The sequence below is a fragment of the Clostridium punense genome, assembly GCF_017874425.1.
Lineage (GTDB): Bacteria > Bacillota > Clostridia > Clostridiales > Clostridiaceae > Clostridium_J > Clostridium_J punense.
This window is the reverse complement of the sequence record NZ_JAGGLL010000019.1, coordinates 30,349-52,443: the sequence shown is the minus strand read 5'-3', so window position 1 is coordinate 52,443 and position 22,095 is coordinate 30,349. Positions and strand designations below refer to the sequence as shown.

Here is a 22,095-nt window from a genome sequence, read left to right as displayed (position 1 = left end):
GGAATTAATCATGAAAAAAGTTGGAATCAATTTATTAGATAGAGATATAAATGAGGAATTAGAGAAAATGGAAAAGTGTAATAATGGCAATGATGCACATATAGAAATAAGACAAGTCCTTGAAAAGTTTCAACAGGGATATACTGAGAGAAATTTAGAAAAGGTGGAAACCTTTGTAGAAGAGCTTTTTATTAAGGGAGAAGATACTTGTGTTTTAGGCACTGCAACTGGGGAATTATTTTTAGGTAGTGAAGAAGTTAAGGAGTTGATTAAAGGTGATTGGGAGTATTGGGGAAATGTGAACATTAACTGGGAAGATGCCCATATTTCTATGAAAAATCAAGCTGCTTGGTTTTCAACTACTGGTACTGTAAGTTATTCCTTTGAGCACACTCCAGAAAGATATGATGGCTATGTTGATTTTATTAAAAATATTGCTGAAGATAGCAAGATTACACCAAAGCAAAGGGTGGCTTTTATTAACCAAGTTTTAACCTTAACTTACCATCAACGTGAAGGAAAGAAGAGAGAATATCTATGGCCAATGGGATTAAGTGGAGTACTTTTAAAAGATGGGGGTAAGTGGAAAATCTCTCACCTACAGTTTTCACTTTCAAAATCTAATTTCCCAGATGAACGTTTTGAAAGTTCAGAGGAGTTTATAGAGAATTACAATAATCAAAATAACAAGGTTAAGGAATATAAAAATAATCAGATTACAGGAGAGTTAAAAGCTTTTTTGAGAACCTTAGAAACTGAACTTATAGGACAAAGTGAAGTTTCACAGGAAGTAGTGAAAAAATATTTTGCAAAATATAATGTACCTTCAATTATAGGCACTGAAAACAACCAACACTTTGGAGTTAATAGTATAAGTGAATTTTTCTCTCAGCAAGGTGACTTAACTCTTTCATTAGACTTAGACCATGCAATTGCTCAAAACAATAAGGAACTTATTTGGGTTGAAGCTACTGGATTATTAAAGAAAAATATAAGTGAAGATAATCTGGCAGAACTTACTTTAAAGGATCTAGGCAATTTATTTAGTAGTGATGTTGAATCTAAGGAAAAAATATTTGCTGCACACAAAGCTGTAGCCTGCTCTTTAAGGGAAGGGGCTTCAGGTGAAGCTTACACTTCTCCATTAAGACTTACAGCAGTAGTATCAAAGGAAGATAAAAATTTAGTATTTGAAAATATACATTTTTCATTCCCATCTTATTGGATATTTGAAGGGAAACTATAATATAGAGTCATCTTTAGATTCTAATGATTAGCTAGAGTTTGCAAAGATAAAAGCTAATGATCAATAGTATAATATTATAAATTTGGCAGTCTAATGAAAAATATGGTAAAATTAAGGAAGATAATTTACTAAGCAATTAAGTAATCAAGGCAGAATTCTAAATCCTAGTACTGTTTTTACTATAAGTTAGTGAAAGTAGAATACTAACAAAGGATTTAATTCTGCCTTGAGTTTTATTCAAATGAATGCTTTTAACTTGTATTCAATAAATTATAGAGGTGTAAAATGGAAATAGTTACAGAAAGATTATTTTTAAGGGAACTTAAAGAAAGTGATTATGAGTTTTTTTCAACATTAGAAACTAATGAACTCTGTCTTAAGTATGAATCAGATATAATGCCTTCAAAGGAGTATATAGATAAAAAATTCAGAGATAATCTTCAAGATAAATATAAAACATCAAGGGATAGGTACAGATTTATGGTGGTAAAGCTATCTTCTGGTGAACTTATAGGAAGGATTATCCTTTGGAAAATAGATGAATCTATCAATGAGTGGGAAATTGGATGGGATGTACATCCAGACTATTGGGGTAAGGGATATGCTCCAGAAGCAACAAGAGAAGTATTAAAATTTGCATTTACTGAATTAGGGGTTCATAGGGTACAAGCTCTTTGTAATGATGCAAATAGTAGTTCAGAGAAAGTTATGATAAAAGTAGGAATGAAAAAAGAAGGTACTATAAGAGGTGTGAGAAAACTTAACAACAGTTGGTATGGGAGTCATATATATGCTTTGCTAGAAAGTGATTTTATGAATAATAATTAAGAGTTTAAAAGGTTTATAAAAATTTGAAACTACATTGTCGAACATTAACTCAATGATTTGTGTTCACCTTTACTAAAGAAAGTTAGATTAACTTTTGCAGTGAAAATTTTAATTTTTAAGAGACAAGTAAGCAGTAGGTAGTAAATAGTGATTATTTATAAATTTTAAATGGAAAAAAGCATTTAAGGGGGAATAGTTATGTACCAATATTATAAAGGCATGATTATTAGAGAGGGTGCCAATGGATTAAAAGGCGACGATATAAAGAAAATGTATGTGGAAGCTGGTTGGGCAAGCAATAGTCAACCTCAATGGCAAGATGAAAAGTATGAAATTTGCTTTAAAAACTCAATGTGGGTTTTCACTGTGTGGCATAAGGAAGATATCATAGGCATGGTAAGAGTAGTGTCAGATGGAGTTATGACTGCTACAATACAAGACTTAGTAGTTAAAAAAGAATATCGTGGGAAAGGTATAGGAAAAAAACTTGTAGAGTTATGCCTACAAAAATTGCCTCATGGAAATTGGTGGGCGCATACAACTCCCAATAACTATGATTTCTATAAAAACTGTGGCTTTGAAATTCCACAGATATCTGCAGGAGCAACAATGACCTATATGGGGTTTGCTAAGGCTAAGCTAGATGGTCATAGGTAAGCAGGCTAACTTTTAAACTTTTCTAGTTTGTATGATTAAATAAAATTTAAAATGAGCTTTAAGATTAGAGGATAACGGGGAGAGACGTTTATGAGAATTGGAAGAATGGTAAAGGTACTATCAGATTCAAATAGAAAAGAAGTTGTTAGTAATAGTGAGGAAAAACGAAAAATAATTATAAGTGTATTTTATCCAGTAGATGATAATTGGAATATAGATAGACAGGCTTTTTATATAGATTTATACAATCCACAGGAGCAAAGGTTTATTGATGAATGGAAAAACTCAGGGGTAGATGAAGGTTACATAAGAAGCATAGAAACTAATATTTATACAGATGCTCCGATGAAAAAGGGAAATTACTCATATCCTGTAGTAATTTATTCACCTGGATTTACTTGTGATAGAGATTCATCAATATTTACTATAAAAAAACTGGTTGAGGAAGGATATATAGTAATTACTTTAGGGCATATCTACGAAACTGAATTTACAGTTATGCCAAGTGGAGAAATTGTAGAGATGTCAAATGAATTAAGGGATTTTAATTCACCTAATATGTGGAGGAACCTAATAAGCATAAGGAAACAAGATATAATTTTTTTAATGGATGAACTTAACTATATTAATAAAGAAGATGAAGTTTTTAAGAGTAAGTTGGATATTTCTAGTATTGGAGTTATTGGATTTTCTTTAGGCTCACAGGCATGTTTTGAAGCTGCTGCTGATGACTCAAGAATAAAAGCCGTAGCTTTATTTGAAGGATGTTTGCATAATACCAGGGTGTCTGAAAGAGTGGCTGCTGGTGAAAATTCTTATACTCCACATTTACTAATAAAAAGACATGCATCTTCTCAAAAATTAAGAATTGATGAATGTCATAGCTGGTATGAGGATATGGAAGACAGAGAAGAGGCCGAAAAAAGAATTAAGGAATCAATTGAACAAGCATCTATAATAACGAAAACACAGAAAGATTTATATGAATATGTAAAAGGTTATAAGTCCTTCGTAAAGCTAAGTCATTCTGAGCATATGACTTTTTCAGATATGCCAGTCTTAGAAAATAGAGAGTATGAAGAATGCTTAGGAGGACGATTGTCTATAGACAGGGCACACAATATTATTAGTGAAGTTACTGTGAGATTTTTTAATGAGTTTCTGCATGGAAACACAAAGGAATATGAAAACTTTATAAATATGGAAACCGGTTATTCAGAGCTAAGTGTTATTAATGCAGATGGAGAAGTAATATAAGAATTGGGGGCATGGAATGATTAAATTAAATAATAATGAGTTCAAGAAAATTACACAGCTTGTTAAATTACAAGATGAATTATCAGTATTTTCTGTCATAAGTGGCGAAAATCCAGGGGATATATATGTAAATAATGCTGATAATCCAACGGTAGCGTTAATAAAGACTAGTGAGTGCAATTTAATTGCTGGTAGTGTAGATGATGAAGTTTTTAATTCAGAGATAGCCTCTGAATTGGATTTTTGGGAACCCTTAACTCCAGATTCTAATGAATGGTTGGACAAGATACCAACTGTTCATAAGAATTCTTTTGTTAAGAAATATAAGAGAAGGCATTATGTTTTAACTAAAAATGAGTTTATAGAGTGTAAATACACCTTAGGACAGGGATATATTTTAGAAAAAGTGAATTTATCTTTATTAAGGAAAAGTACCTTTGAAAATCTAGAACATGTATTAGAATGGGCAGAGAATTTTGGGGATGATGAAAACTTTGAAAAGTATGGCTCAGGATATATGATACACAATGATAAGACAATTGTAAGCTGGTCAATGAGTGATTGTAGATTTAAGAAGGAAATTGCAATTGGAATACACACCGATGATAGATATAGAAAGAATGGTTTTGCAAAGATAGTAGTGGCTGCAACAGTTAAAGAATGCTTTAACAAAGGCTATGATAAAATTCATTGGCTTTGTGTGGACTCAAATAAAGGATCAAGAGCAATAGCGGAAAAATTGGGCTTTAAATTTGTTAATCATTACTATTCCTTTACTTCATTTCCTCCAATTGAAAATTTAAAAGATTTATCAGAGTCTGAATGGCATCAGTGGGGAGAGTATTTAGAAGCTGCATCAAAGACAGAAGAGAGTTTAATATGGCAGTGTCTTTTTTGCTATATAAAGGGTAATGATGTTGAGAAGACCATTGAAACTATGACCATTATGACACATAAGGAAATTGAAATAGATTATTTAAGAATGAGAAACTGGGTTGATGAGCTTCAAAGCTACGGTATGTGTTCTAATTTTAATAAAGAAAGTTGGATTGATTTTTGTAGTGAAAATTTTAGGTCTAAGGAAGCAGCTATTTAGTAGTTGTTAAAATAGGAGGGGCACACCATGGAGAGAGTTTGGTCAAGGAATTTGAAAGAATATGATTTGAAGGATGGGTACAGTATTGAAAAGGCTCAGTGGGAGGAGTTTTCAGTATATTTTGCTGTATATGAAATATTTAAAGTAAATGTTTGGTTTAGGCAGAGCTTTGATGCTTATTGTTCAGTTTTAAAAGACTGTGATATATGTTTTTGGATTAAGAAAGATAATTTTAGAATTGGTGGGGTACTACTAGATCTTAATTATATGAACTGTTTATTTCTTCAACCACCACATAATGAATATGACATTATAATAGGCAAGTTAAAAAAATTATTATTAACTTACTCAGATAATAGCAAACTAATTTATGTTGGGGCAGTGAAACCAGATAAAGTTAAATACTATCAAAGGGCAGGTTTTAAGATTGGAGAGTCTAGAAGATGCATGATTAGACCTACTGAGGAGTTTCATGTAACTTGGGATTGTGATTATGAAATTGTTTCAGTAACAGAGGATAAGAAAAGTGATATAGCAAAGCTATTTGCTGAAGCCTTTAGTAATGAAAGTAAAGATGGAACAAGTTTTGAAAAAGAGAATGAATCTGTTGAGTTTTATTTTACTAAAAACCTGAAAAATACCTTGGTAAACAAAGCGTCTACACTGATTTATGAAAAGAAAACTAATGAACTAGTAGGCGCATGTTTAATTTCCATTTGGGAAGATTGGCCAAATGTGTATGATATAGCTGTAAAGCCATCCTTTGAAAAAAGAGGACTAGCTAGAAACATGCTAAAAAGGGCATTAACTGTATTAAAAGAAGGCTACCCTACACTAAGACTATTTGTAACATTAGGTAATGATGCAGAAATGTTTTATCATCAAATGGGATTTTTAGCTGGTACTGAAACAACAGAAATGATTTTACCTGTAAGAGAAAGCCATAAATAATCAATAAAAATAAGAAGTTTGGTTGGTTTTATATTATAAGTAAGGACGAATTAAGTTGCAGTGGTAAATAATTGCGACGTACAAATTGCTATTTAAAAAATCAGTAAATCGTAATTGAGGGGAGAAATAATATGTCACAAAATTATTACAAACCATGTAAAGAATTTGATGAGTGCAATGAACTGATTCAGAAATATTTTTTGACAAAACAGTATGAAAAATGCTTTGAAGGTCATCTGAAACTTGCTAAAAATGGTTATCCACTGGCTGAATGTCAAGTTGGATATTTCTATTATGACGGACTTGGTGTTGAGAGGGACTTAGAAAAATCTTTCTATTGGACAGAACGTGCTGCAAAACATGGCGATAGAGATGCTCAGAATAATCTCGCAGAGTTATTTTATGCTGAAGGCGTTGTTGTTGAAAAGGATACTGAAAAAGTCAAAGAATGGTACAAAAAGGCTGCAATTAACGGACACGCAGAAGCTTTGGAGAAGTGCCGAACATTAGGGATTGAAGTAGACCTATAAATTTCAATTTATAAATCATATGAGCCTAAGTATAGCTACGTCTTTTTCATATATAATCAGTTACCAACTAATATGTTATATAGAGAAAATAGTATAAAGGGAAAAGAGGTGAGTCTTAGTGAGAGTTTAGTATTCGTTATACACTCTCTCGCTAAAGATAATTTATGTTTTTTACAAATTTAGAGACAGAGAGATTAATATTAAAAAATATAGATGCTAGTGATCGAGAATTTATATTGGATATGTTTTCAGATGAAGTAGTAAATAAATACTAATTCGATGCAGAGCCATTGACAGATATTAGTGGTGCTGATGAAATTATTGAATTTTATCTTGAACCTGAACCACGATTACAACATAGATGGATTATTATACGAAAGTCAGATGGTGTAAAAATGGGCACTAGTGGATTTCATTGTTGGAATACTTCAAATTCCACTGTTGATGTGGGCTATGATCTAAAGGAACAGTTTTGGGGAAATGGATATATGCAAGAGGCAATTAAAGAAATTGTTGGATTTGCTAAAGATAAGATGAAGATTGAAGTTATAGGTGCTTCTATTTATATAGAAAATAAAAGATCTGTGAAACTTGCAGAGAGTCTTGGGTTTACTAGGTCGGGTTATTCTACAGAATTATTTAGAGGAAAAGAATATCAGCATTATAGATATTGTCTTAGCTTTAATAAATAAAAGACACTGCTAATAATCAATTATAAGAAAGGGTGGAATATGTGAAAGAGAGTGAAGTGGACAAGCGAAATATTCTTGATGGGGAACCATTTTCATATAAGGTGACTAAAGATAAGAAGGTTTTTATTTACTGGCATGGTAAACAAGTAACCATATTAAAAGGGAAAAAAAGTGAAGAATTTTTGGCGAAAATACAAAACGCAGATACAAAAGAAGCTCAACTAGTTATGGCAAAGGTAACTGGCAACTTTAAACATGGTAATGAAAAGGATAATAAGACTAAATGTTAATTACTTATAAGTGAACATATATACAATACTTAATATGAGGGGTTATAGAAAAGAGGAATTAAATGAAAAGATATACAGAACTAGAATTAAAAAAGGCACTAGATACAATAGAAGAAGGCAGCACTTTTTCAGAAGTATCAAGGGAAACGGGACTTAATAAAAGCATACTGGCAAGAGAAATGAGAAAGAGAAAAAATGAAAAGGCTAATATTAATTTAGCTAGAGATAGGGCAAGAATAACTGAAGAAATTATAGATGCATATGAAAAAAATATTTAAGTGGTGCACTTTAATTTGGAGGAAATGTTATGAGATATGAAAAGTACTGGATTATGGAGAGTGAAGTGAATACTCTTTATAATCAAAGTAGATATAAAGAGGCATTAACTATACTAGAAAAGTCATCAGAATATCTTATACAGGATGAATACGAAAAATATGAATTTAATATAAGGACTTCCAAAGCTATTTTTTATTGTTTGGAGAAAAGGTTTGAAGAAGCATTAAACATTATGGAATCACTGGTTAGTGAAGGATTAGCTTGTGATAATGATATTTTTGAAATGCTTCCAATGAAAGAAAATATAAGGTATGTAAAATTAAAAGAAAAAAACAACATAAATTTAGAAAAGGCTGGGAAAGAGGCAAAGTCTAAGTTTATTGTTCATACTCCAAAGGATTATACTTCAGAAAAGAAGTACCCATTGGTTATAGCTTTACACGGAGATCCAGGAAGCATAGATGAATTTAGTCAGTACTGGAAGCCAGAAGAATTTTTAAACAATGATTTTATTTTTGCTTATATTCAATCTTCGCAACTACTAATACAACTTGGGTATGGTTGGACTGGTAACCTTTTAATTTCGAGAAATGAAATTAAAGAGTGTTATAAAGTAATATCAGAGCAGTATTCAATAGACCATGGTTGTGTGGTAATTGGAGGATTTTCTGGTGGGGCTATTGCTGCTATGGAGGTTACTATGAATAATGATATACCTATAAAGGGGTTTATTGCTCTTGGTCCAGGCTTAACAGAGTCATTCAATAAAGAAAGTGTTAGATTAGCTTCTAAAAGAGGGGTAAAAGCTGTCCTTATGGAAGGGGAAGTAATAGTGAACTCATCAGAACTAGAGGATATGATGAATACTTTTGAGGAAAGTGATCTCTTATATAAATTCATAGTAAATGAAGGTATAGGACATGCAGTTCCTAGGGATTTGTCTTGTAAATTAAGTGAAGCAATTAAATTTATATGTAATTGACGATTCTAAGGTAATGGTGAATTATAGATATTTTATTTTCAATAGTTAAAAGGGGTGGTTTTTATGGGGATTTTACTAAAACAAGTAACAAAAGAAAATTGGTATGAATGTAACAGTTTAGAAGTTTATAAAGAACAAGAAGGAATTGTAGCACCGAACTATAATTCAATCATTATAAGCTTATTATATGATAACTGGCATTCGAAATGTATTTATGAAGATAATGTACTGATAGGATTTCTTTTATATGGGATTGAAGAAGATACGGGTAAACCAATGTTACTTAGATACATGGTTGATAAAAAGTTTCAAGAAAAGGGTTTAGGAAAAAAGGCACTTTTGAAATTACTTGACTTGATAAAAATTGAATATGGAAATATAAAGTTTTATACAACAGTTTCACCCAAAAATGTATCTGCAGAGAAGCTATATGAAAGTGTGGGCTTTGAAAAAAATGGGGAAATAATGTGGGATGAAAATGTAATGGTAATACAACTATAAGATACATTAATATTAAAAGTTTACCAGGTTAAGCTTTGATGAAATAAAAGGAGAGATTTATGGATAATACATCGTACATTGTAAATGTAGAGGCAGCCATATATGAAGATGATAAATGGCTGATTATAAAAAGAAGTGAAGAAGAAGAACATTCTCCAGGGCTTTTATCTATGGTTGGTGGGAAAGTTGAAATAAAAACTTCTGAAGCTAATGTTTTAGAAGAGACTTTGAAGAGAGAAATTATGGAGGAAGTTGGAATTCAAGTTACAAATGAAATGCATTATTTAGAGAGCAAATCATTTATATCAGACAAAGGACAAGTGATAATTGATATAGTTTTTTTATGCAAGTATGAAACTGGAGAAGCGAAATGCAAGTCAATTCATGAGGTTAGTGAAATATATTGGATGCCTAGCAGGGATATATTAGAAAATAAAAGCGCTCCTATATGGTTAAAGGAAAGTATTAAAAAGGCAGAGAAGCTTAGATTAAAGATGAAATAACAGTTTATAAGTTTATGCAATTAATTAGTATGAGGGGTTATAGAAAAGGGGAATTAAATGTAATTTAATTTAAAGGAAATGTTATGAGATATGAAAAGCACTGGGTCATGGAGAGTGAAATACATACTCTTTATAATCAAAGTAAATATAAAGAGGCAAAGTCTAAATTCATTATTCATGCTCAAAAGGATTATATCTCAGAAAAGAATTATGGTTGGGAGGATTATGTGGTGGGTTTATTTTCAAGAATAGCTATTATTTGTCCTTGTAGAATTGAATATGATAAGTGTAAAGACATTTTAAACTTAGGCAATGAAATAATTTTGAATGGAAGAACTATTTGCTCTAGAAAATATAATGAAAGTGAAGTGTTTTCTATATTTGCGGGACCAGGAAAAATACAGTGTACATCTGCAACACAACTTCTTATTGATAAGTTAGGTTGCGACCTAGCAATTGATGTTGGTGGTGCAGGGTCATTGTGTGATGAATTTAATTACAATGATATTATTATTGCAAGAGAAATATATGAATTTGACATTTGTGAAATTGAGGATTTTGAAAATCTAAAAGATGATTTAACCAGCAATACTATCTTTAATAATGTGTTAAGTGAGCAAATTGAGTATCATAATAAATTTATAAATTGTTTGAAAGATATTGATAATCAAAGAATTAAGTTTGGAAATATTGCGAGTGGCGAAAAAACAATAAAGGATATAAAAACTAGAACCATGTTAAATAGTAAGTTAGGAGCACATGCATGTAATTGGGAAACAGCTTCTGTAATTAAAACTGCGAACCTAAACAGTATTCCAGGAATTTCAATTAGAGTTATTACTGATAATGCTGATGAAAACATGGAGAGAGAATTTCATACTAATTGGAGTGATTCACTAGTAAATTTGTATTCGGTATTAAATGACATATTGAAAAAAATTTTACTTGGGTTGTAACTTTTACTAGTGGAATATGTATTTATTTACTTTATAGGCAAAGTAAAAAAGAGAGCATAGCAGCATAAGTAAGCAAAAGGGGGACTTAAGGGTGCTAAAAGTGGATGAGGTTTTAAAATATGATTTAGATCCAATACCTAAATATCTTTTAATGCGTGATGTAATGAAATTTAATAGCAAAAGTAAAGATTTAATAAAGGCTAAGGAAGCAGTACTACAATCAAAGTGGGTTAAGGATATCGTAAAGCTTCAATGGGAAGATGGGTCCTGGGGAGAGTTTCATAGCCTGAGTCAGTCTGCTAAATCACTAATTACCACTGAACAAGCATTAAGAAGATTGTTAGTGCTTGGACTAGATAAGAATGATGAAGTTATTCAAAAAGCACTTGTTTATATGGAGAAATACTTACGTGGAGAACTAGATTTGAGAGATAGGAAGGAAAAAAAGCATGATTGGAATGTGGTGACAAAACTATTTGTGGCAACCTGGATATTAATATTTGATCCTTCCAATAATTTAGCAAAGGGATTAGCTGAGGATTGGGCAAAAGTTATTACTCATGGTTTTTCAGGAGGGGAATATAACCACAATGCATATAAGGAAGCCTATTATGAAGTTCATAAAGCATCAAAAGAAAAGCATATGCTGGGATTTCAAAGTTTTTACCTTGTTTCTATACTTAGAGGCATGTTATCCTCACAAATTGAATCAAAGTTTTTAGATTACATAATAAACTCTGAAAAAGGAATATATTACATCTACGAAAAAAGCCTCATAATACCTCCTAGTGAGTTTCATTCAAAAATTACAAGTAGGTATGTGGATGCCCATGAACTGCTAAGCAGTTATACCAGTGCTAAAACTAAGCTTCAGTATTTTAAAACTTGGATAAATAATAATGTATCAGAGGATGGATTTTGGGATATGGGAAATTTAGTTAAAGATAAAATTTATTTTCCACTATCTGATTCATGGAGAAAACCTATTAACAGAAAAATTGATTGCACTATTAAGATACAAAGGATATTAGAAAATCTAAAGGTTGAAGGTGAGAAAAAATGAGTGAAGAAAACAAAAGTGGCACTAATCTATGGGATAAAGTCGCATTAGACTTTGGAAAAGTAGGACCAAAGTATTGGGATAGCTTTGGATTAAGGTTAGTGGAACTATCAACCATTGGAAGTGGAGCAAAAGTGTTAGATATTGGAATGGGGAGAGGTGCTTCATTATTTCCAGCAATAGATAAAGTGGGTAAAACTGGACAAGTTGTTGGTATTGATAATTCAGAGGCAATGGTTAGAGAAACTTATAAAGATATTATAAGCAAGAATATCAGTAATGCAGATGTTAAGGTAGTGAATGCTGAACATTTAGAGTTTCAAGAAGATTACTTTGATAATGTTTTCTGTGGTTTTGGGTTTGGATACCTTATGTTAAGTGAAGATAAACTACAAGGTGTAAAAAGGGTTTTAAAAACTGGTGGGCAGGCTGGCTTTAGTATATGGGGAGTGCAAGAAGAACAAAAATGGTTGACTAAAATCATTGGTAACTATATTAATAATGATAACAAAAACATTAGTAGCAATACAAAAAAATCTGTACCCAAATTTAGTACGGTGGAGACAGTATTAAAGATATTAAGAGATGAAGGCTTTAAAAACATCAATATTTATGAAGAGAATAATGTTGTTATTTATGAAAGTAAAGAACAGTGGTGGATGGAGATGTGGGCTAATGCTGTAAGAGGGATTTTTGAACAAATAAAAGCTTTAGGCTTAGATAAGCTTGCTGAGTTTAAAAATGATGTATTTAATGAACTTGAGAACTTTCAGAAAGAGGATGGGATATGCTTTAATATGCCAGTTATGTATGCTTACGGAGAAAAGTAAATTTATTATTATAAACAGTTAACATACGAGGAGATGATATTTATGTGTACAAGCTTTATTTATAGAGGAGAAGACACAATTATAGGAATGAATTTTGATAACAATGGAATGAATTATGCAATAGATACTAAGAATCCTAAGTGGTTCACAGTACTTGTTGATGGTGGACGTGGAAAATATCCTTCCTTTGGGGTAGATAGCAGTGGCAGGTTTTTCAATAGCCTTGTTGTAGATTCAAACGGTAAAGGTTTATATAGAAGACCAAGCAAAAAAGTTACTCATACAACTAAGCTCATTACAGATATTATAAATGAAGTTATTAGTCCTGAGAACTTAGGTGAATATTTAGCTAATATTGAAGTTGTTAACACACCAGACTGGAGCTGTCATAATATGATTTGTGATGCAAATGCAAATGTTTGGGTAGTGGAACCTGGACGTGGAAATATAAATAATACAGTAAATGATTCACCATTTTTTGTTATGACAAACTTTTCTTTATGGGACCATTTACATGAAAATGTTGAAAGTAATTGCCCTCGTTACCAAGAAGTTTCTAATGAATTATCAAATGTAGAGGAATTAGATATTAACAAAGCATTTAATATACTAAATTCTGTGAGTCAAAGAAATGAGGAATGGGTTACAACATTTTCGCTAGTATACTCAAAAAAAGCACATACTGTATATTACTGTTTTCATGGCAATTTCAGCGAAATATCTGAGTATAAGTTTCCTATTTAGCAGTAATGGCTTAGGATAAAGCTATTCATTTAGACAAGCTTTAATTATGATGTTAAGCTAAGTTTTACTAAGCATTTAATCAGTAAAAATTTAAAATGTTATATGAAATAGCTAAGGAAATGGAGGTTTTAAAATGAATTATCCCTTTGATTGTATAACGGATTTAGTTTTTGTAAAAACGGAAATCAAACCAGCAGATATAATTTTAGTGCCAGGGGGAAGTCATCCCCAATTGATGGAGAGGGCAGCAGAATTATATAACCAGGGGTTAGCACCATATATATTGCCAAGTGGTCACTATAATCCTAAAATACCAGATTATAACTCAGAGTGGGAATTTTTAAAATCCATAGGGGTAAAATTAGGTGTACCAGAACAGCGAATACTAAAGGAAGATCAAGCATCACATACCTTTGAAAATGCAGAGTTCTCTTGGAAGGTTATAAAGAAAAACAATATAACTGTAAAAAAAGCTATATTAGTTTGTAAGGCATATCATTCAAGACGTGCATTATTAACCTATCAATCAGTATTTCCAAAGGATATAGAATTTTATGTTGCATATGTTCCAGATAAGAAGGATATTCAAGAAAGTAATTGGTTCTTAGAGGAAGAAAAAATCAGCACTGTTATGGGTGAAGTTGTAAAAATAGGAACGTATTTTGAGCCTTATATTAAAAAGCTGCAAGAAAAATAAGGCTGATACTAAGTTATCGCACTTTCATCCTTTTAAAAGTTTAAGAGCTATTGTAGAATTTAACTTAAGTTAGAAAGTTGTTTAGCCACATTAACAAATGTTTCAGTGGTTAATCACTCTAGATAAGGAGTTTTAGAAAAATATGATAAAAGTAATGTTTGTATGTCATGGTAATATTTGTAGAAGTCCTATGTCAGAATTTGTGTTTCGCCATATGGTAAAAGAAAAAAAGTTTTTAGACAAGTTTCATATAGCCTCATCTGCTACTAGTAGAGAAGAAATAGGAAATGATGTTCACTTAGGAACGAGAAAAAAGCTAAGAGAAGTCGGAGTTTCTTGTGAAAGAAGGACGGCAGTTCAACTTACTAAAAAAGATTATGAAGAGTATGATTATATTCTTTGCATGGAGAGCTATAATATAAAGAATGCACTGCGTATTGTGGGTGAGGACAAGGATAAAAAGATTGGAAGGTTGCTTGATTTTTCTAGTAATCCAAGAGACATTGCTGATCCTTGGTATACAGGGAATTTTCATGAAACCTATGAGGATATTGTAGAAGGCTGTGAAGCACTACTAGAATATATTTTGGAGAATGGAATTACTAAGTAAAAAGCTTTTCTAGAATAAATAATGGAATATTGTAGACAAGCAACTTCACAATATAACTTTAATTAAAGGAAGGTGTTCTCATGGACTTTCCTAGAGAAACTTTATTTTATTAATGTTAAAAAGTTTTAAGGAAACTGAGGTACGTACAATAAGTAAGTTATGTCTTAATTTTAGTTTCTTTATAGTTATGGTTTATTAATATATGGGGATTTAAGGGGGAATTTTTATGGCGACTAATGGTATAGCAACTGCTATTGTTAATTTTATGTTGTTTGGTATTATTCTAATCATAAGAAAATCTACAAGAGATGAAGGATTAAGATCTTTTCTAATTCATTTTGATAAGAGAGGCATGAAGCTATTCTTAGAAGGGCTGATTTTAGGGATTGTACTTATTGGAATGTATTCAGTTTTAGTTGTTACATTAGGTTATGGGGAAGTGACTTTTAGTGGGGCTAAATTAGGACACACAATAAAGCTTGCAATACCAGTAGGAATTGGTTTCCTTGCTGTAGCATTATTTGAGGAAGCTTTATTTAGAGGATATATATTTTTAAAGCTAGAAAAGAAATATTCCACAGTTATTGCTTTAATAGTTTCATCAGTGATATTTGGAGGAGTACATTTTGGTACTTATTCAGGAAGTGAAGGTATGTGGGTAGGACTTATTAATGCAGGAATAATTGGAGCCTTACTTTGCTTAATAGTTCATAAAAGCAACTCTTTGATGATGGCTATAGGTTATCACTTAACCTGGAATTTAACTCAGGAGATATTAATGAGCAAGGAAGAAGTGGCAATAAACTTAGTGCTAAATGAAAGCGTTGCTTCACCATATATTGGAAATCTTGAAACTGAATTATTAACCACAGGAATTCTATTTATAATGGCAATATATATTTTTATAAGATTTAGGGGCACTAATAAAATTAAGCTTGAGAGTATGGATAATGAAGTGAGTACAAATATAGATTATATGGACAAGTAAAAAGAAGAAAATAAGCATAATAAGAATTAAAGGAAGCAATTATTGCTTCCTTTAATTCTTATCTACTGAAGTATTCTATAACTACTTTCTTATCATCAAAATGTATAGTAGTGTCTCCAAGGATTTGATAGGTTTCGTGACCTTTTCCTGCAATGATTACTACATCACCTGAATTAGCTTTATCTAAAGCAGTAAATATAGCTTCTTTTCTATCTTCAACTTTTAAGTAAGCACAGTTTGTTTTTAATGTGCCTAGTTCAATTTCATCAATAATTGTTACTGGATCTTCTTTTCTAGGATTATCTGAAGTTATTACAACAAAGTCAGAAAGCTTTCCAGCTATTTCTCCCATTATAGGACGTTTTGTTTTATCTCTATTACCGCCACAACCAAATACTGTGATTATTTTCCCCTTAGAAATTTCCCTCATAGCTTTTATTATATTTTCAAGACTGTCAGGAGAGTGGGCATAATCAACAACAGTTAATATACCTTTATTATTTGGTACTTTTTCTATTCTTCCAGGAACCCCTGTAATACTTTTTAAGCCCTGAATTATTGTATCAAGATCAAGGCCAGATAAATAACATATTCCAATAGTTGCTAGAGCATTGTACACGCTAAACTTACCAGGTATATTAAATCTAACTCTTTTTACTTCATCTTTAAAGCTTAAGGTGAACTCTACAAAATTCAAATCATAAATTATATCTGAAGCTTTGAAGTTTGCGTCCTTTTCTATACCATAGGTATAAACTTCACCAGTTGATATTGATTTTATTTCTTCAGCAACTGATTCATCATTATTAATTAAAGCCCTCTTGCACATCTTAAAGAGTTTAAGCTTTGCATTTTTATAATTTTCCATGGTGCCGTGTTCTTCAAGATGATCTTGGGTAAGATTTGTAAAAGCGCCAATATGAAATTCACATTGATGAACTCTTTCTTTATCAAGGGCTGAAGAGGTAACCTCCATAACCACATGGGAGGCTCCAGCCTCTGCTATTTCTTTAAAGGACTTTTGCAGTTCAATAGAGTCCGGAGTAGTGGGATTCAGTTTTTCAGTTTTAAGAACATTACCACCAACTGTATTTTCAATTGTTCCAATTATTCCAGTTAACCTGCCAGCACTTTCTAAAACCTTTGAAACGAAATAAGTAACTGAGGTTTTTCCGTTAGTACCAGTTACACCAATGAGGCTAAACCTCTTAGATGGTTCACCAAAAAAAATACTTGCAATACTAGCCATTGCCTTCTTAGAATCAGAAACTTTAATAACTGTAATATCTTCAGGAATATTCTCTATATCATGTTCAATAACTAATGCAGTAGACCCTTTTTCAATTGCTAAGGTTGCAAATTCATGCCTATCAACATTTTTATTTTTAACACATATAAATAAGGAATTTGACGCCACATTTCTTGAATCCCAACCTATACTTTCTATTTCTATATTTTCATTACCTTGAATAATCCTATAATTCAAGTTCTTTAATAAATTCTTTAGTATCATACTTTCGCCTCCAAATATCATCATCCTAAGTGTATTTTATATATAGATCTAATGAAATAAAAATATATTTTGTTAAATTACTATATTTATAGTGTATCCCCAATAAAGCTAATTGTTATTGCTAATAGTGGGTAATTCATTGCAAAAAGTGCTATAAAATATGAAACAATTAAAAGGCATAAGGCTATCATAGCTTATGAAGAAAATGTACATATTTTTATTTAAGGGATGCTTTAAAACAAACAGATATAATTCAAATTTACATTAGTGAAAAGAGGATTTAATGAAAAATAATAAGAACTACTTAAATGTTTTTTATAGGATTAATTATTTGTTAATGTATAAAAGTTATAAATTAGAATAATGTGTATATGGAAAAGCAGGTTACATGAGAAGGAAAAAAATACAATTTTTAGGTTTCAATTAGTGGGCTTGAAGTAGTTAAATAGTATAGCATTAAAGTTTTTTTTAATATTGACCATAAATTATTAAATTATCCTTAAAGTGTTATTGCGTATACCCTTCAAAATGTAGTATGATGTGTTACAGATAAACATTGTTTTCAACTGAAAGTAAAGTTTTGTTAACTTTTATTGAGGTATTAAAATTCCAAAATAAGCTACATATAACCCGTAGCTAGAAGGGGGATATGCTGTGAGAGATGAAAGATATACTTGGCAACAGCAAATTTTTTCTAAAGATAAAGGGATAAAAAGACCAACAAATTTTATAATGCTCTTAATGTTGTGTACTGTCATATTGCTTGGTGCAATGGCCACAATCAAAATAAGCAAAGGTCAAAACACTGTATTACCTTATTTAAATCAGTACTTTGATTTAAAAAAATCCAATACAAGTGCAGATATTGAAGCAAGAAAAAACACTTCAGCTCATAGTGATGCCCTGCCAAAGGATTCCACAAATGAAAGTAATGAAGAGTGGAAGTTATTACTTGTAAATAGAAATAATCCAGTTCCAGCAGGATATACAGTTAATTTAGTAAGTTTAAGTAACGGACATGCTATTGATGAAAGGGTATATCCTGACTTGCAGCATATGATGAATGATGCACGAGCAGCAGGATTATCACCTTACATTTGTGCTTCCTATAGAACTCAGGAAGATCAGATAAAGCTTTTCGATATTGATGTTAACAAGTATAAAGCTGAGGGACATTCTGAAGAAGAAGCAAGGGCAAAAGCAGCTAATTGGGTTGCGGTACCAGGTACCAGTGAACATCAGCTAGGATTAGCGGTGGATATTGTATCTTCAAAAAATCAAAACTTAGACAAAAATCAAGAAACTACACCAGAGCAAATTTGGCTTATGGAGAATAGTTATAAGTATGGATTTATACTTAGATATCCTTCTAATAAAAGTGAAATAACTGGAATTGGTTATGAACCTTGGCATTATAGGTATGTAGGAAAAGAAGCAGCTGAGGAAATAACTAAACGTGGTGTTTGTCTTGAAGAATATCTAGGAAGAGATTAGTAGTAAAAGAAATATATCATGTTATGGGTCATATGCTCTAATGACATGTTTTATATCTTTAGTACTAAATCCATAAAGAAGTTAAAACATAATAGGAAATGTTGAAAGTTAAGTTTGCTGGTTTATTTAGCAAACTTTTTTTATTTTCTAATCAAATTCTAATCTTTCATTAATTTTACCTTAATCTTACTCTCCTATAATAGGATTATAAGGTTGAGACAAATCAATAAATTATTTGGAGGAATGAAAAATGACAGTAAGATTAGAAAATATTGATGAGGTAAGAAGAAGAGCTAATGTAAGCTATGAGGATGCAAAAGCAGCACTTGAAATGTGTAATGATGACTTAGTTGAAGCGCTAGTATACTTAGAAAGACAAAAAAAAATTAAAACTAATACTTGTTATGGAGAAGAAACTTCTTTTGGAACAAAGGTTAAAGAACTTATAAAAAAGGGGAATAACACAAAGTTTATGGTAAAAAAGAAAGAAGATGTGGTACTTAGTATGCCAGTAACTGGAGCAACTATTATAACAGTTATTGCTCCTTATGTAACTGTGGGAGGTCTATTAGTGGCTTTCTTTACAGGTCACAGAGTTAAGTTTCAAGGTAAAAATGGAGAGTGTACAGGAGTAAATAGTGTTTTTGACAAAGTAGCAAATACTGTTGATAACGTTAAAAAGGATTTTACAGAGGAAAAAAGTCATAGAGAAGAAACTAATAAGGAAAATATTATTTAAGGATATTTTAGAGGGATAATTTCCACATTTTTTTTATGAGGGGGATTATCCATCAGAATTTTCAAATGAAACATAATTGTTCATTACTTAATTGAAATGGCTCACATGAAAAATGTGAGCCATTTTTATGCCCACAATAAAACTTTTGTTTTATAATTATAATATATAAGAGATTATTAAAAAAATAAGGATTAATATTAGGGGGATAAATTGATGAACAATAAGAAGGAAATATTAGACTATTTAAAAAAGAGTCAATATGATAATTTAAATATTATTAATTTTATAGAAAGTTATTCTATTCACCATTTTGAAAGAGTTGGTGACTCTGTTTTTATTAAAGGGACAAGTGATAGAAAGTGGAGTTATATTAGCAGTAAATCTAAAAATGAACTTCAGCTAATAAAAGGTAAATTGACAAAAGAAGATAAGTGTTTCGCCATAATTGAGGATTGGATGCTTCCGATTTTGACAGAAGAAGCTAAAGTAAAATGGAAATTATCAACTACAAGATTGATATTAACAAGGGATGTAGATTTGCCTAAATCTACATGTAAAACTGAAAATTTAACATTAGAAGATAGCAAGTTTATCTATGATAACTCTGATTACAAGGAGTTATTGTCCATTGATTATATAAAAGAACGCATAACAAACGGAATAAGTTCCTGTGTACGTATAAACGGAAATCCTGTAGCTTGGGGAATGACACAGGATGATGGAGCAATAGGTTTTTTACATACTTTGCCTGAGTATAGGAAAAATGGATATGCAAAAGCAGTAACTTTAGACTTAATAAAAAAAGTTAAAAGTGCACAAAAAATACCTTTTGTTCACATAGAAGAAAGTAATGAAAATTCAATGAAGCTAGCTATGGGGTTAGGGTTTCAGAAAGATAGAATGGTACATTGGTTAGAGATAGAATAGAAATTTCATAGGAAATTCAAATTGTTTACAATATGTAACATTTAGAACATATAAAGGAATATTCTTAAGAAATGTAGAATATATAAAATAAATTAAGGAATTGACTATAAAGGAAAATACAAAGCTTAATAAGGTGGAAAAAGAAGGGGGGATAAATGGGGTAGTTAAAAGGTGGAGAATAGATGAATTAAATACAACTAGAGATATGGATATAAATTGATATACAAAGTATATTATGTAAAGGAAGTTGGATAATAGAGTAATTATTTTGAGGGGGAGTAAAATGAAAAAGAGTAAAAGACTCGTTGCTATGACATGTGCACTATTTTTTACTTTATCATTTACGGCTTGCAAGGGGAAAGTAGAGAAAAGTATTTCAGAGGCCGTAGTTAATTTTGATTCCATTACTTTTACTGATTTTACACAAAAAATATCATCAGATGATATTTATAGTACAATTGAAAAGTTTTCAGCTACTGATAATGCAAGAGTTACAGGCTTTGATGGAGAAAAAAACACAGCACAATATATAAAAAAACAATTTCAGGAATTGGGATTTGAGGTAACAGAACAAAGCTTTCCAATAACCTCATATTTGTGCAACAGTACTGAACTTACTATTGGGGAAGATGGAAATGAAAAAATTGACTCAAAGTCTTTACAGTTTACTAAAGGTACCCCAAAGGAAGGTGTCACTGCCGAACTTGTTAATGTAGGTATGGGAAGCCATACTGATTTTGAAAATAAAGATGTTAAAGGCAAGGTTGTGCTTATGAAACGAGGGGAAGATTATTTTAAAACAAAGGTGGAAAGAGCATTTAAAAAAGGTGCTGTGGGAGCTATTTTTTATGATCCTGCTAATGAGGACTTTATAACAGCTACCTTAGGACAACTTTCCAATATGCCAGCTGTGTCTATAAGAAAACCTGAGGCAGAAAAACTTGTGAAGCAGCTTGGGGAAGGAAAGTCCCTAAAAGCTACTTTAAAGGTTGATAGTGAATTTAAGGAGGCTTCCTCTACAAATATAATTGCAACTATGAAATCTAAAAAAGAAAATAGTGGTAAACATATTGTAGTTGGGGCACATTATGATGGAGTTGACACCCCAGCAGCAAATGATAATGCCTCTGGAATAGCAACAGTACTGGAAGCAGCAAAGGTTTTATCTAAAGAAGACCTTGATTGTGATGTTAAGTTTATTGCTTTTGGGGCAGAAGAAATTGGATTAGTTGGTTCTAAGCATTATGTTGAATCTTTAAGCTTAGAGGAGAAGGATAACATCGCGGCTATGCTTAATCTTGACATGGTTGGAGTAGGGGATACATTAATGGTTCACACAATGGATGAAGGGGTTAAATCCTTACCAGCTGATTTAGCAGTAAGTTGTATAAATAAGTTCAGCTTAAAGACTGAGAGAACTGAACAACCAAACAGTGACCATTCATCTTTTCAATCGGTAGGAATACCAGCAGCATGTTTTGCCTATGGGGTTGATAAGAATTATCATACAGATAAGGATACTATAGATAAAATTAAAAAAGAAAACCTACTAAATGCCTGTAATGTATTATTGAATATGTGTAAGGAAATAAGTAAAAATCCTGGAGGTTTTTCTAATAATAAATCATAGATTTTAATAAGTGAATTAAAAGTTAAGGTAAAATCCAGTAGGATAGCTATTTTCATGCTTACTACTGGATTTAGTTTATGGAAAAAAGCTTTTCC

Annotated in this window: 25 protein-coding genes; 24 read left to right on the top strand and 1 reads right to left on the bottom strand. The window is 31.3% G+C overall.

Annotated elements, in window-relative coordinates:
• Positions 1–10 precede the first annotated feature (10 nt).
• From J2Z44_RS12665 to J2Z44_RS12570, 20 genes are all read left to right on the top strand, one after another.
• Complete coding sequence (locus J2Z44_RS12665) at positions 11–1,246, top strand: nuclear transport factor 2 family protein (protein ID WP_021283669.1); 1,236 nt, start codon at positions 11–13, stop codon at positions 1,244–1,246.
• A gap of 285 nt (positions 1,247–1,531) precedes the next feature.
• On the top strand, positions 1,532–2,074 hold the full coding sequence (locus J2Z44_RS12660) for a GNAT family N-acetyltransferase (protein ID WP_021283670.1): 543 nt from the start codon (positions 1,532–1,534) through the stop codon (positions 2,072–2,074).
• Positions 2,075–2,272: 198 nt separating this feature from the next.
• Positions 2,273–2,731: a GNAT family N-acetyltransferase gene (locus tag J2Z44_RS12655; protein WP_021283671.1), complete on the top strand. Its 459-nt coding sequence runs from the start codon at positions 2,273–2,275 to the stop codon at positions 2,729–2,731.
• Between the two features lie 90 nt (positions 2,732–2,821).
• Positions 2,822–3,988 carry an alpha/beta hydrolase family protein gene (locus J2Z44_RS12650; RefSeq protein ID WP_209649624.1) on the top strand — a complete coding sequence of 389 codons (1,167 nt, stop codon included), beginning with the start codon at positions 2,822–2,824 and terminating at the stop codon, positions 3,986–3,988.
• A 16-nt stretch (positions 3,989–4,004) separates the two neighbouring features.
• Positions 4,005–5,084, top strand: a complete 1,080-nt coding sequence (locus tag J2Z44_RS12645) for a GNAT family N-acetyltransferase (RefSeq protein WP_021283674.1) — start codon at positions 4,005–4,007, stop codon at positions 5,082–5,084.
• A gap of 27 nt (positions 5,085–5,111) precedes the next feature.
• The gene (locus J2Z44_RS12640) at positions 5,112–6,035 is read left to right on the top strand and encodes a GNAT family N-acetyltransferase (RefSeq protein ID WP_021283675.1); all 924 of its coding nucleotides are present in this window, start codon (positions 5,112–5,114) and stop codon (positions 6,033–6,035) included.
• A gap of 131 nt (positions 6,036–6,166) precedes the next feature.
• Entirely contained in the window at positions 6,167–6,565 is a 399-nt protein-coding gene (locus tag J2Z44_RS12635) for a tetratricopeptide repeat protein (RefSeq protein ID WP_021283676.1), read from the top strand.
• A 290-nt stretch (positions 6,566–6,855) separates the two neighbouring features.
• Positions 6,856–7,257: a GNAT family N-acetyltransferase gene (locus tag J2Z44_RS12630; protein WP_021283677.1), complete on the top strand. Its 402-nt coding sequence runs from the start codon at positions 6,856–6,858 to the stop codon at positions 7,255–7,257.
• Positions 7,258–7,298: 41 nt separating this feature from the next.
• A complete protein-coding gene (locus J2Z44_RS12625; protein WP_021283678.1) occupies positions 7,299–7,547 on the top strand; it encodes a hypothetical protein in 249 nt (82 codons plus the stop codon).
• A gap of 62 nt (positions 7,548–7,609) precedes the next feature.
• Positions 7,610–7,825 carry a hypothetical protein gene (locus tag J2Z44_RS12620; protein ID WP_021283679.1) on the top strand — a complete coding sequence of 72 codons (216 nt, stop codon included), beginning with the start codon at positions 7,610–7,612 and terminating at the stop codon, positions 7,823–7,825.
• 29 nt (positions 7,826–7,854) lie between these two features.
• On the top strand, positions 7,855–8,808 hold the full coding sequence (locus tag J2Z44_RS12615; RefSeq protein WP_209649622.1) for an alpha/beta hydrolase: 954 nt from the start codon (positions 7,855–7,857) through the stop codon (positions 8,806–8,808).
• A gap of 63 nt (positions 8,809–8,871) precedes the next feature.
• Positions 8,872–9,309 (top strand): GNAT family N-acetyltransferase, encoded by a 438-nt coding sequence (locus J2Z44_RS12610; protein ID WP_021282663.1) that lies wholly within the window; start codon positions 8,872–8,874, stop codon positions 9,307–9,309.
• A 59-nt stretch (positions 9,310–9,368) separates the two neighbouring features.
• Positions 9,369–9,812 carry an NUDIX hydrolase gene (locus tag J2Z44_RS12605; protein ID WP_021282664.1) on the top strand — a complete coding sequence of 148 codons (444 nt, stop codon included), beginning with the start codon at positions 9,369–9,371 and terminating at the stop codon, positions 9,810–9,812.
• 83 nt (positions 9,813–9,895) lie between these two features.
• Positions 9,896–10,768: a 5'-methylthioadenosine/S-adenosylhomocysteine nucleosidase gene (locus J2Z44_RS12600; RefSeq protein ID WP_209649620.1), complete on the top strand. Its 873-nt coding sequence runs from the start codon at positions 9,896–9,898 to the stop codon at positions 10,766–10,768.
• Between the two features lie 91 nt (positions 10,769–10,859).
• Complete coding sequence (locus J2Z44_RS12595) at positions 10,860–11,831, top strand: hypothetical protein (RefSeq protein WP_021282667.1); 972 nt, start codon at positions 10,860–10,862, stop codon at positions 11,829–11,831.
• Entirely contained in the window at positions 11,828–12,658 is an 831-nt protein-coding gene (locus tag J2Z44_RS12590) for a class I SAM-dependent methyltransferase (protein ID WP_021282668.1), read from the top strand. Before J2Z44_RS12595 ends, J2Z44_RS12590 begins: the two co-directional genes overlap by 4 nt.
• 42 nt (positions 12,659–12,700) lie before the next feature.
• Positions 12,701–13,402 carry an Ntn hydrolase family protein gene (locus tag J2Z44_RS12585; RefSeq protein ID WP_021282669.1) on the top strand — a complete coding sequence of 234 codons (702 nt, stop codon included), beginning with the start codon at positions 12,701–12,703 and terminating at the stop codon, positions 13,400–13,402.
• A gap of 133 nt (positions 13,403–13,535) precedes the next feature.
• Positions 13,536–14,099 carry a YdcF family protein gene (locus J2Z44_RS12580; protein ID WP_021282670.1) on the top strand — a complete coding sequence of 188 codons (564 nt, stop codon included), beginning with the start codon at positions 13,536–13,538 and terminating at the stop codon, positions 14,097–14,099.
• Positions 14,100–14,241: 142 nt separating this feature from the next.
• Positions 14,242–14,709 (top strand): low molecular weight protein-tyrosine-phosphatase, encoded by a 468-nt coding sequence (locus tag J2Z44_RS12575; protein WP_021282671.1) that lies wholly within the window; start codon positions 14,242–14,244, stop codon positions 14,707–14,709.
• Positions 14,710–14,935: 226 nt separating this feature from the next.
• Positions 14,936–15,697 (top strand): CPBP family intramembrane glutamic endopeptidase, encoded by a 762-nt coding sequence (locus tag J2Z44_RS12570; RefSeq protein ID WP_021282672.1) that lies wholly within the window; start codon positions 14,936–14,938, stop codon positions 15,695–15,697.
• Positions 15,698–15,755: 58 nt separating this feature from the next.
• Here the strand turns inward: J2Z44_RS12570 and J2Z44_RS12565 are convergent, their stop codons facing one another.
• Positions 15,756–17,210: a UDP-N-acetylmuramoyl-L-alanyl-D-glutamate--2,6-diaminopimelate ligase gene (locus J2Z44_RS12565; protein WP_021282673.1), complete on the bottom strand. Its 1,455-nt coding sequence runs from the start codon at positions 17,208–17,210 to the stop codon at positions 15,756–15,758.
• A gap of 654 nt (positions 17,211–17,864) precedes the next feature.
• Between J2Z44_RS12565 and J2Z44_RS21840 the strand changes: the two genes are divergently transcribed.
• The 4 genes from J2Z44_RS21840 to J2Z44_RS12545 all read left to right on the top strand — a co-directional run bounded on the left by J2Z44_RS21840 (position 17,865) and on the right by J2Z44_RS12545 (position 22,000).
• Entirely contained in the window at positions 17,865–18,704 is an 840-nt protein-coding gene (locus J2Z44_RS21840; RefSeq protein WP_021282674.1) for a M15 family metallopeptidase, read from the top strand.
• A 250-nt stretch (positions 18,705–18,954) separates the two neighbouring features.
• Positions 18,955–19,443: a DUF4342 domain-containing protein gene (locus tag J2Z44_RS12555; RefSeq protein WP_209649618.1), complete on the top strand. Its 489-nt coding sequence runs from the start codon at positions 18,955–18,957 to the stop codon at positions 19,441–19,443.
• Positions 19,444–19,656: 213 nt separating this feature from the next.
• A complete protein-coding gene (locus tag J2Z44_RS12550; RefSeq protein ID WP_021283471.1) occupies positions 19,657–20,370 on the top strand; it encodes a GNAT family N-acetyltransferase in 714 nt (237 codons plus the stop codon).
• A gap of 283 nt (positions 20,371–20,653) precedes the next feature.
• Positions 20,654–22,000, top strand: a complete 1,347-nt coding sequence (locus tag J2Z44_RS12545; protein WP_209649616.1) for a M20/M25/M40 family metallo-hydrolase — start codon at positions 20,654–20,656, stop codon at positions 21,998–22,000.
• Positions 22,001–22,095 lie beyond the last annotated feature (95 nt).

Excerpts from the sequence above, each read along its gene's own strand:
- J2Z44_RS12665 (WP_021283669.1), top strand. The coding sequence starts at position 11 with ATGAAAAAAGTTGGAATCAATTTATTAGATAGAGATATAAATGAGGAA.
- J2Z44_RS12660 (WP_021283670.1), top strand. The coding sequence starts at position 1,532 with ATGGAAATAGTTACAGAAAGATTATTTTTAAGGGAACTTAAAGAAAGT.
- J2Z44_RS12655 (WP_021283671.1), top strand. The coding sequence starts at position 2,273 with ATGTACCAATATTATAAAGGCATGATTATTAGAGAGGGTGCCAATGGA.
- J2Z44_RS12650 (WP_209649624.1), top strand. The coding sequence starts at position 2,822 with ATGAGAATTGGAAGAATGGTAAAGGTACTATCAGATTCAAATAGAAAA.
- J2Z44_RS12645 (WP_021283674.1), top strand. The coding sequence starts at position 4,005 with ATGATTAAATTAAATAATAATGAGTTCAAGAAAATTACACAGCTTGTT.
- J2Z44_RS12640 (WP_021283675.1), top strand. The coding sequence starts at position 5,112 with ATGGAGAGAGTTTGGTCAAGGAATTTGAAAGAATATGATTTGAAGGAT.
- J2Z44_RS12635 (WP_021283676.1), top strand. The coding sequence starts at position 6,167 with ATGTCACAAAATTATTACAAACCATGTAAAGAATTTGATGAGTGCAAT.
- J2Z44_RS12620 (WP_021283679.1), top strand. The coding sequence starts at position 7,610 with ATGAAAAGATATACAGAACTAGAATTAAAAAAGGCACTAGATACAATA.
- J2Z44_RS12615 (WP_209649622.1), top strand. The coding sequence starts at position 7,855 with ATGAGATATGAAAAGTACTGGATTATGGAGAGTGAAGTGAATACTCTT.
- J2Z44_RS12610 (WP_021282663.1), top strand. The coding sequence starts at position 8,872 with ATGGGGATTTTACTAAAACAAGTAACAAAAGAAAATTGGTATGAATGT.
- J2Z44_RS12605 (WP_021282664.1), top strand. The coding sequence starts at position 9,369 with ATGGATAATACATCGTACATTGTAAATGTAGAGGCAGCCATATATGAA.
- J2Z44_RS12600 (WP_209649620.1), top strand. The coding sequence starts at position 9,896 with ATGAGATATGAAAAGCACTGGGTCATGGAGAGTGAAATACATACTCTT.
- J2Z44_RS12590 (WP_021282668.1), top strand. The coding sequence starts at position 11,828 with ATGAGTGAAGAAAACAAAAGTGGCACTAATCTATGGGATAAAGTCGCA.
- J2Z44_RS12585 (WP_021282669.1), top strand. The coding sequence starts at position 12,701 with ATGTGTACAAGCTTTATTTATAGAGGAGAAGACACAATTATAGGAATG.
- J2Z44_RS12580 (WP_021282670.1), top strand. The coding sequence starts at position 13,536 with ATGAATTATCCCTTTGATTGTATAACGGATTTAGTTTTTGTAAAAACG.
- J2Z44_RS12575 (WP_021282671.1), top strand. The coding sequence starts at position 14,242 with ATGATAAAAGTAATGTTTGTATGTCATGGTAATATTTGTAGAAGTCCT.
- J2Z44_RS12570 (WP_021282672.1), top strand. The coding sequence starts at position 14,936 with ATGGCGACTAATGGTATAGCAACTGCTATTGTTAATTTTATGTTGTTT.
- J2Z44_RS12565 (WP_021282673.1), bottom strand. The coding sequence starts at position 17,210 with ATGATACTAAAGAATTTATTAAAGAACTTGAATTATAGGATTATTCAA.
- J2Z44_RS12555 (WP_209649618.1), top strand. The coding sequence starts at position 18,955 with ATGACAGTAAGATTAGAAAATATTGATGAGGTAAGAAGAAGAGCTAAT.
- J2Z44_RS12550 (WP_021283471.1), top strand. The coding sequence starts at position 19,657 with ATGAACAATAAGAAGGAAATATTAGACTATTTAAAAAAGAGTCAATAT.
- J2Z44_RS12545 (WP_209649616.1), top strand. The coding sequence starts at position 20,654 with ATGAAAAAGAGTAAAAGACTCGTTGCTATGACATGTGCACTATTTTTT.